The sequence below is a fragment of the Archangium lipolyticum genome (assembly GCF_024623785.1).
GTDB classification, from domain to species: Bacteria; Myxococcota; Myxococcia; order Myxococcales; family Myxococcaceae; genus Archangium; species Archangium lipolyticum.
The window spans coordinates 106,562-115,718 of the sequence record NZ_JANKBZ010000036.1; the positions used below are offsets into that span (position 1 = coordinate 106,562).

A 9,157-nucleotide genomic window follows, 5' to 3' on the forward strand; every position below is an offset into this window, starting at 1 on the left:
GATAGCAACGCTCGGCCGGGTTCCGGGGCTATTCGAGCTTCCAGTCGTCCAGGTACACGTCCATGTAATCGGTGCACAGGCCCGTCGTGCCCCAGGTCAGGCTGGTGTCATGGGCCGTGAGCTGAAGCTCGCCATGGACGAAGAATTGCAGCGTGTCGCCGCTCACCGAGAGCTTCACGGTGTGCCAGGTCCGGGTGGCCGGAGCCCCGAGCGTCTTCTGCGCGAGCGTGGTGTGGTGGAGGCCGCCCAGCTTCTTCTTGAGCGTGACCAGCCCGTACTTCCGGTAGGACGCCACGTACAGGTCGTTCTCGGTCTGGTAGCGGGCGAAGACGTGCAGTCCCGTCCACTCGGGCGCGCCCGCCTGCCAGTCGTAGATGTGAGCGCGGTAGCTCGGAGCCGCGGTCTTCCAGCCGACCTTCTTGCCATCGACGTACAGGCGCGAGAGCGCCCGGAAGTTGTACGTGCTCGTCCATCCCCGGCGCCACGTGCCCGCGTACTTCGAGGAGAGGCACCCGGACGTCACCTCGAGATTCCCCCAAGCAGGTGAGGAGGGTGCGAGCGTGGCACCAGAGGCAGCGGTCAGGAAGGAGACGAAGAAGGAGCGGATGGCGCGAGTGGACCAGGCGAAGCTGCTGCGCAGGACGTTCGCATGGGATGTCTTCACCTGTGGCGTGGTGTTGAGTCTCGAGCAGTCACGGTGCCAAAGACGCCCATGCCCCTGCCGCCTCCCCCTGGGGAGGCCACTGGGCCGGCGTGTGCCCCATGGGGCTGCACCGCGTCTGACCGGCCCGGCGCACAGCCCTCGTGGCACCCGTCAGCAGCCCTCCTCGTCCCCTCGGCTCCAGCCCTCTCCCTCAACACGGCCCCCATCCCGCCTGTACGCCGAGCCCAGCGGGAGGGATGCGCCCGGCTTCAGCCGTTGGACCTCATCCGTGGGCCGTTTCTGGCCTATGAGCCCCCTCGAGCGTGCGCTGATGGGGTTTGAAGGCTTCGTAGACGTGGTCCATGAAGGCGCGAATACGGCTGTTGTTGCGAAGCTCGGGCAGCGTCAGCACCCAGAGATCGCGCGCCTCTTCGGAGAGGCGCGCCCCCACGCGCACCAGCCCTGGATCAGCGTCGCCGTCAAAGCACGCCAGGAAGGTGACGCCGATGCCGGCGGAGAGCGCGCGCCGGCGGACCGCGAAGTCGTCGGAACGCAGCGACACTCTGGCTCCCGGCGCGTTCCGGGCCAGCCAGTCATCGAGCCAACGTCCATCGGAGCGCTCGTCTGAATGGAGCCACGGGAAGTCCGCGAGGGTGGCACCGTGGCCCACCCGCTCGACGAGTGAACGCGCGGCGTAGGCTTCGAACTGCAATCGACCGACGCGGCGGCCCACCAATCCCTCCGCCGGATTGTTTTCCAGACGCAGCGCCACATCGGCCTCGCGGCGAATGAGCGAGACCTGCGCATTGGTCACGCCGAGGGTCACTTCCACCCCCGGATAACGCTGGATGAAGCTGGAAAACACCTCGGGAAAACCCGTGAACAGGAAGTCCACCGTCGAGACCCGCAGCCGGCCGCGGAGCTCGGCGTCACGGCCCAGAAGCCGCCCCTCGGTCACGTGGATCTCCGCCTCCAGTCGCGCCGCGGTCTCGGCCAGCTCGTCGCCGGCAGCCGTGGCCGCGAAGCCTTCTTCGGTGCGGTCGAAGAGCCGGACGCCCAGCCGTTCCTCGGCCTCCTTCAGGCGCCGCCCGACGGTGGTCCGAGAGACCCCGAGGGTGGCAGCGGCGTCGGACAGCGTCTTCTCGCGGTGGATCGCCAGCACGTAGCGAAGGTCGTCCCAGTCCATGCGCACATTTTTGCACGCCGACATCCCGAAATCCGCCGTTGGGCGCCAATTTCCGCACGCGTAGGGTGGTCCACATGCGAACCATCTTGCAAAGCGGTTATGGCGAGCCTGAACGCGTCCTGGTGCAGGGCGAGAGCGACATCCCCACGCCGGGGGACGGCGAAGTCCTCGTCCGTGTGCACGCGACGTCGGTGAACACGCCGGACTGCATCGCCACCCTCGGAGTTCCCTACGCGTTGCGCCTGGTGTCCGGCCTGCGTGCGCCCGTGTCGCCGGTCCGCGGCTCGGACGTCGCCGGCGTCGTGGAGGCGGTGGGCGCCCACGTCACCGGATTCGCACCCGGCGACGCCGTGTTCGGCTCGGTGTGGACGGGAAGTTACGAGCGCGGCGCTCCTGGGACCTTCTGCGAATACACCGTGGTCCCGGCGACGCAACTGGCGCACAAGCCGGCGAAGCTCAGCTTCGAGGAAGCCGCCGGGGCTGTGATGTCAGGCGTGACGGCGCTGGTGGCCATGCGCGATGTGGCTCGCGTCCGCGCGGGTCAGCAGGTGCTCGTCAATGGCGCCTCCGGCGGCCTGGGAACGTTCGCCGTGCAGATTGCCAAGGCCTTGGGTGCCGTGGTCACGGGCGTCTGCAGCACGAGGAACGTCGAGCTGGTGCGTTCGCTCGGTGCCTCCCACGTCATCGACTACACGCAGACGAGCTACCCGGAGCAGGACGCGCGCTACGACGTCGTGATGGACAACGTGATGAACCACCCTCCGTCGGTATCGGCGCGCATCCTCACCGCGAACGGGGTGTTGCTGCCCAACAGCATCGGCACCCACAAGTGGCTGGGGACGCTGCCCAGCATGGCATTCGGGGCGCTCTTCAAGTCCAGGCAGTGGCGCACGACTCAATTCGTTCCATCGCGCAAGAACCTCGAGGACATCGGCGCGCTGATTGAGTCGGGCGCTGTGAAGGTCGTGATCGACAAGACGTATCCGCTCGCGCATGCCGGCAAAGCCGTGGCGCACATGGCGAGCAGGCGCGCGCGCGGACAGATCGTGATCAGCGCGATGTAAGCGGCGCTGTGGCTATGTGGGAGCGGCTAGCCTCCCTCGGCCTCGCCTCTCGGCGGTGTCTCGGGCATGGACCGCTGGTTCTCACCGAGTGTGTCATTGCACCGTGAGGGCCGCGAGCCACGGTCGCGATCTCGCTCCACGGCCGGACGGCGGCCAGTACGGGTTTGAGCGTCCTCGCCTCCACCCATGCCGGAAGCGGTGGGCGTCGAACGTGGTGGCGCCTCGCGACGCGAGCATGCCCAACGCCGCGCCCAGCACAGTGCCGCCGACCGATCTTGAGCGGCTGCGGCGGGCGGCGCTGACACGCCGGTTGACATGTCAGCCTGCGTCAGTGACGTGTCGGTGCTCCGAGCAGGTGCACAGCCACCCTCGAGCACCGGCGCATCACGCGGGCTGAGTCCATCCACGCCAGCCACTTCGTCCACGTGGAGAAGCGAGAAGCACCAGTGCCGCCTCGCTCCGACGGCTCGGCATCACCCGGAAGAGCTCAGACGCAGGCGCTCGACCCGTGGCCCGTTGGTTGCAAGACAACATCGCGCGGCAAAGGTCCTGAACTGCCGCAATGCACATCCGCGAAGGCAACGCTTGGTCTACTGACGCTGCCGTGGTTCCAGGAGCCCGGCGGAGGAACTCATGCCCATCACTATCTACGCAGGACAGAATTACAGCTCACCGAACCAGCAACTCGATTATGGCCGTTACCCGAAGGCCAGGCTGACCATCGGGGCGGGCACGCTGCGCTCGCTGAAGGTCCCGGCCGGGCTCGAGGTCACCCTCTACGCCCAGGACAACTTCCAGGGCGAGCGCTTCGTCTGTACGGCCGACCAGCCGGTCCTGCCCACCTTCGACAAGAAGACGTACTCCATGATCGTGCTGCCCGCGACCTTCCCCCCGGTCAGCGCCACCCCGCTGACGAGCTACAAGCAAGAGGACCTCGTTCACTCGGTGCTGAACCTGGCGTTTTCCGCGTTCGCCAAAATCCCCGTTCCTGGGGCCTCCGCCATCGGGGCTCTGGGGGCGGGCATCCTGGGCTGCCTCAAGACCGACGTGAGCACCCGCATCACCGAGGCGACCCGGCAGCTCATGACGGACATGGCGCAGAACGACATCAACAACAAGCTGACCGCGGTGGAAGAGCGCTTCCGAATGTATGTCACGGACAGGAACAACATTCCGGCCCCCACCGCGAGTCAGCGCACCGAATTCAACACCCGGCTCGCCGCCCTCTACGAGGACCTCATCTCCGACGCGGATATCTTCAACCCACTCCCCTATCCCGACGTGACGCTGCCGTACTACCTCCGCCACTTCCAGCTGACGGTCACCATCGCCCTGGACATGATGCGGCTGAACAACACGTATGACGAGAAGGCGGAGTTGAGCAAATATTTCACCAAGGCCCAGGCCTACCTCCGGAGTGCGATCAAAGCGCGTCTGAACAGGGAGGCCGGTCGGATCACCTCCTATCTGGCCAGCAACCCCTCCGCGTACAGCAGCTACGGCGTGGATCGGAATGGCGTCTGCCTGACCAAGTGGTCCAGCGGCGATATGGCGCGGATCAAGAGTCAGTTTCAGGCGATCTGCTGCCGGGACTACTTCCTGCGGCCGCTGGTCCGCTATCAACGCCTGCTCGACATCCACAACGGGGTCGTGGAGGTGTGGGGCAAGATCAACGGCGCGGCCGAGCGGGACAAGTTCAAGGTACAGGAGTCGGAATTCCAGGCCGAGGCGCGCGTTTCCTCTCTTCCCAGTGGAGCCCGGCTCACCGCGCTGCCGAAGCTCGTGAAGCGCGCCGACGGCGGGTACGACCTCCAGTTCTCGCACAGCAACGGCAGATGGTGGGGCATCTACGATGGGAAGGAAATGCCCAACTATAGCTCCTATGACAAATACATAAAGTGGGATTGGACGAACGACAAACCGGGAACCGTGACCTACGACGTGGGCACGAACCCCACGGGGAGCAAGGTGGTTGCGGTGTTCACGGGGAGCTGGGAGCTGCAGGACTTCTCCGTCGTGGACCTCGAAGCGGAGAAGGCCTACTACTGCTAGCTCCTTGGCAGCGCGGTTCTGGTGGTACTGGCCGTGGCACAAGGTCTTCTACCTGTCCCGTTGCGGCTGTCGCTCTCATGCCTCGATCTTCGTGCCGTTGATGCCGTGCGGAGTGCGCAGTCCCATCGCGAACCACGCCGCGAACAGCCGCCACATGAACGCCACGGAATGCGTGGCATAGGCGGGCACGTCTCCGGCCGGGGGCGCGCCATCGGGGCGGTCCCGGGTCATCACCCGCATCTCCACTGGCGGCGCGCCGGGGATGCGGTTGCGGTACAGGCTCAGCCAATGGCCTTTGTTGAACTCGAGGAACATCGCCGAATTGCAGCAGGTCGCCACCACCCGCCGCGTCGGCGAATCGGGCTTGAGGCGGTACTCCCTGAGCTGCTCTCCACCGCTCGTGCAGCGCACGCGGTCCTTGCGATGGAGCACGAAGCTGGTGCCGCCATCGGCATCGAGCACCGGTGCCGCGCCGGGCAGTGCCTCGATCCGCCGGCCCGCTTCGCGGCAGCTCGTGCAATCGCATACGACGGTCAGGATGGGCGCACCCACCGCCTCGAACACCACCTGGCCGCATGCGCACGCGACGCGGTGGGACCTGCCCGAATCAACGCTCATATCGCCTCGCCTTCGAGTCACACCAGACCGTCCAGATACTGCGCTCCCTTCCGGAAACCGCCACTCCAGGGCGGGTGGTCCGAGCGCCCCCCTTCATCCACCGGTACGAGAGGTGGAGCTTTCCGAATGGGGCACGCACCTTGACGCAGCTTGGACGCCGCCTTCGAGGCCGCGCTGGACGGAGGTGGACGTGCGGCCCCCTCCCCGAAAGCAACCCCGGTGCGCCGTCCTGGAGGGCTTCTCCCTGCATTCCAACACGCACGAAGTGCCGGCTTGCTCGACAGGTCTACCGATAGTATGTTGCAACTGGTTGCGGTTTGCAATCACGACTGGAGGAATCCCATGGGGGTCTTGACCTTCGCGCTCAACGTGACCTTGGACGGGTGCTGCGACCATCGGGAGGGGATCGCGGACGACGAGCTGCACGACTACTTCACGCAGCTCATGGACGCGGTCGGGGCGATGCTGTGGGGGCGCACCACCTACGAGATGATGGAGAGCTACTGGCCGGCGGTGGCGCGCGACGAGAAGGCCCCCCGAGCGATGCGGGAGTGGGCGCAGAAGCTGGATGCCAAGCCGAAGTATGTCGTCTCGGCCTCGCGACACGACTTTCCGTGGAACAACACCTTCCGCATCGCGGGGGATTTGCACGAGGCCGTGACGCAGCTCAAGGAGAAGACCCCGCGCGGCGTCCTAGTGGGCAGCCCCATGCTCGCGGCCGAGCTCGAGCGGCTGGGGCTCATCGATGAGTATCGCTTCGTCGTCCACCCGGTTCTTGCCGGCCATGGCCCGACCTTGTTTCAGGGCCTCGAGCGCTCGCGGCGCCTCGAGCTCCTCTCGACGAAGCGCCTCGCATCCGGCGCGATGGCGCTGCATCACCGCCGGGTCGACGCAAAGTAGAGCAGTACGTTCAGACCCACGGAAAGAGGACGCCCCCGATGGCGACGCTCCACTTCATCTGCGGCAAGGCGGGCGCGGGCAAGACCACGCTCGCGCGCGAGCTCGGCCGGACCCTCCCGGGCGTGTCGGTCGTGTTCGACGGTACGAAGCGGCTGGCCTTCCTGCGCGCGGGACGGCCAGCCGCCAAGTGACCGCCGGGTGTGGAGGCAGGCGAAAGGTGCTGGGGTATGTGACGGCCCCCGCTGGGGTGCGCTCGATAGGGGAGCACCTGGGACTTGCCACGCAGGCCCTGAAGCGGGCCGCGGCCCCGGGGGCGTGGGGGCCGACTATGCGCGGATGAACGAGTGGCGGTACTGCTCGAGGGCCTGGGCGAGCTCGTTGGTCGCCTTCCGCACGGTGCCCTTGTACTCCAAGATGGGCTCCTGGCGATCGATGCTCGTCGCACCGAACGAGACGCCCACCGAGTCCACACCGTCGCCACCCTTGTAGGACACCTGGGTGTTCTGCGTCTCGATGGGGGTCAGCGTCGCCTCCACCCGGGTGACGTCCGCGAGCGCCGAGTAGGCCCGCGAGAAGTTCCCCCGGGTGGCGGCCTGGAGGGCACCGGAGTCGAGGATGTCCTGCGCTCCACCGGTGAACTTGAGCTTCGCCTCGAGCTCCCCGCCGCGCTTGCCCACCGCGTTGGGGGCCTTGGCGCCGAGTCCGCCGCGGACATTGGCGGCGAGCGTCACCGAGACCTCGCCGGTGCGCTTCGCGTTCGAGGCGATCTCCTTCGCGGCGTTCAGCGGATCGCGGACCGCATCGCCGATGCTGAAGTCCTCCGGCAGCGTGAAGCGCTCCTGCACGGTGACGGTCCCCGAGCCGCCGATGCTCCCCTCCAGTCCCGGGATGGAGGCGGAATCCGACACGGAGGCATTCACGGATTGGGAGAGGACGAGCTGCGGAGGGCCCTCGTCGCCGAACTCGATCCGGGCGCTCACCGAGGCCTTCCCGGAGGCGCCTGCGCTGATGCCCAGGAAGTTGTTGGCCTGCTGGGTCCCGCCCGCCTTGTCGGCCGGCCCGCTCGTTCCGCTCGCCCCTCCGAAGCCGACCTCGGCCAGCACCGAGGCCGACACGTTGGGGGAGATCTCCACGGCCGAGATGTTCTCGAGGAGCGCGTCGTAATCAGGAGTCGCCCCGTCGATGGCGCCCTGGAAACCGCCGTCGAGCGCGCCCGAAATTCCGCCGCCGATCGGCCCCAGGAACGTCCGCGCGGCCTCGGCCACCTCTTCCGCGGAGTCGAACTTGAACTCCACGGTGGCGCTCTGGTTGGCGAACGCGTCCGCGGTCACCGTGCCCGCTCCGGTCGAGCCCGTGCGGCTCATCAGACCGACCCCCGCCTCACCGTTCACGGCGAGCGTGTACGTCCCGTCCTTGTTGTGGGTGATCGTCTGCGAGCCCTTGAGGCGCCCGGCCAGGCCGAAGGCGGAGCCGTCCAGGCTGGCGTTGAGCGCATAGCTGTCTCCCGGCCCCAGGGCCTTGATGTCTTTCTCGATGGCCAGCAGCGACGTGGTGTCGCGGGCAAACTCGATGACGTCCCGGGTGGTACCGATCGGGTCCTCCGCCGCCCTGCGTCCGAGGTTCACCCCGCCGTGGGCCAGGGTCTCCGCGGCGCCACCCGCGAACTCCTGCACCCGCTCGTGGTACTCCAGCGCCGTCCTGCCGAAGCCCACCGCGTTTTGCGCGCCGCCCAGGACGTCGTCGATGAGGCCCCCCTCGGGCGCGAGCCGATCCGCCGCCGACAGGGCCCGGTCCGCGATACCGAGCGCCGCGTTCGGTCCCGCGCGCGCGATGTCCCCCGCGAGTTGGTACCCGTCGTTCGCGACGCTGATGGCGGAGTGGGCGGTACCTTCCACGACATCCAGGGTGTTCTGGCGCACCTGCTGGAAGGTGTCGAAGACCCCCGAGAGCGCGGGAGGCGGCGATTGGACGAACTCACTCACGCCGCCGAAGACGTTGGTCGCCGCATCCGTCGTGCTGTCCACCACGTCGTCCGCGGTGTCGACCACCGTCTCCGTCACATCGGACACCGCGCTGACCGTCGAGCTGACCTTACTGGAGACAGCGCTGCCGACCTTGTCCAGAAAACCCATGTGCGTACCCCTCCGTCATTTCCGTCGATTTCCCCCTGTACGCACGTGGAGTTTTTCCGGTTACAGCCCGCATCAAGGTGGGGCGGGAGCGGCTCCTGCCCGCACGGGACCGAGCATCAATCGGGAGTAATCCTTGCAACTCTCACAGCGCACCCGCAGCTCTCCGCGGACTACCTGCGCCGCCGGATGTCCATCGCCGAGGTCTCCTTCCTGCTGGGCTATGGCGATCCCGCCACCTTCCACCGGGCCTTCAAGCGCTGGTGGGGCCTGAGCCCGGAGGCCTTCCGTCGGACGCGGACGTCCGCCCCGGACTGAATCCCTTGCGTCCTCTCCTCATCGCCCCGTTTTTAGGGTAAAGAGTGTTTTCCAATTTTTAAAGGGAGTGACACATGCGGGGATTGGCGCTCGTGGGTCTGTTGGCGGTGCTGGTGGGGTGCTGAGCCATCCCCTCATTTTAGCAGGGGAGCAAGGGAGCGGTGTGTAGGCTGAGTGGTGCGAAAAGTAGGACGGGCGCTATTACTTCTGCGGTCATGCGCAAGCCACGCCTCAATGACCAGCAGGT

General features: G+C 67.0%; 9 protein-coding genes. 5 read left to right on the forward strand and 4 right to left on the reverse strand.

Annotated features, from left to right (window positions below; genetic code table 11):
* Nucleotides 1–28: 28 nt before the first annotated feature.
* Nucleotides 29–664: a hypothetical protein gene (locus tag NR810_RS44185; protein ID WP_257461563.1), complete on the reverse strand. Its 636-nt coding sequence runs from the start codon at nucleotides 662–664 to the stop codon at nucleotides 29–31.
* 262 nt (nucleotides 665–926) lie between these two features.
* Entirely contained in the window at nucleotides 927–1,829 is a 903-nt protein-coding gene (locus NR810_RS44190; RefSeq protein ID WP_257461564.1) for a LysR family transcriptional regulator, read from the reverse strand.
* A 74-nt stretch (nucleotides 1,830–1,903) separates the two neighbouring features.
* On the opposite strand from NR810_RS44190, the gene NR810_RS44195 reads away from it, so the two are divergent.
* Entirely contained in the window at nucleotides 1,904–2,893 is a 990-nt protein-coding gene (locus NR810_RS44195) for an NAD(P)-dependent alcohol dehydrogenase (RefSeq protein ID WP_257461565.1), read from the forward strand.
* 633 nt (nucleotides 2,894–3,526) lie between these two features.
* On the forward strand, nucleotides 3,527–4,945 hold the full coding sequence (locus tag NR810_RS44200) for a hypothetical protein (RefSeq protein WP_257461566.1): 1,419 nt from the start codon (nucleotides 3,527–3,529) through the stop codon (nucleotides 4,943–4,945).
* 75 nt (nucleotides 4,946–5,020) lie between these two features.
* On the opposite strand, the gene NR810_RS44205 is transcribed toward NR810_RS44200, so the two are convergent.
* On the reverse strand, nucleotides 5,021–5,563 hold the full coding sequence (locus tag NR810_RS44205; RefSeq protein WP_257461568.1) for a GFA family protein: 543 nt from the start codon (nucleotides 5,561–5,563) through the stop codon (nucleotides 5,021–5,023).
* 342 nt (nucleotides 5,564–5,905) lie between these two features.
* On the opposite strand from NR810_RS44205, the gene NR810_RS44210 reads away from it, so the two are divergent.
* Both NR810_RS44210 and NR810_RS44215 read left to right on the forward strand, forming a co-directional pair.
* The gene (locus NR810_RS44210; protein ID WP_257461570.1) at nucleotides 5,906–6,463 is read left to right on the forward strand and encodes a dihydrofolate reductase family protein; all 558 of its coding nucleotides are present in this window, start codon (nucleotides 5,906–5,908) and stop codon (nucleotides 6,461–6,463) included.
* Nucleotides 6,464–6,501: 38 nt separating this feature from the next.
* Nucleotides 6,502–6,654 (forward strand): AAA family ATPase, encoded by a 153-nt coding sequence (locus NR810_RS44215; RefSeq protein WP_257461571.1) that lies wholly within the window; start codon nucleotides 6,502–6,504, stop codon nucleotides 6,652–6,654.
* Between the two features lie 135 nt (nucleotides 6,655–6,789).
* Here NR810_RS44215 and NR810_RS44220 read toward each other — a convergent pair whose 3' ends face one another.
* Nucleotides 6,790–8,595, reverse strand: a complete 1,806-nt coding sequence (locus NR810_RS44220; RefSeq protein WP_257461572.1) for a hypothetical protein — start codon at nucleotides 8,593–8,595, stop codon at nucleotides 6,790–6,792.
* Nucleotides 8,596–8,640: 45 nt separating this feature from the next.
* On the opposite strand from NR810_RS44220, the gene NR810_RS52685 reads away from it, so the two are divergent.
* Nucleotides 8,641–8,910: a helix-turn-helix domain-containing protein gene (locus tag NR810_RS52685; protein ID WP_326522547.1), complete on the forward strand. Its 270-nt coding sequence runs from the start codon at nucleotides 8,641–8,643 to the stop codon at nucleotides 8,908–8,910.
* Nucleotides 8,911–9,157 lie beyond the last annotated feature (247 nt).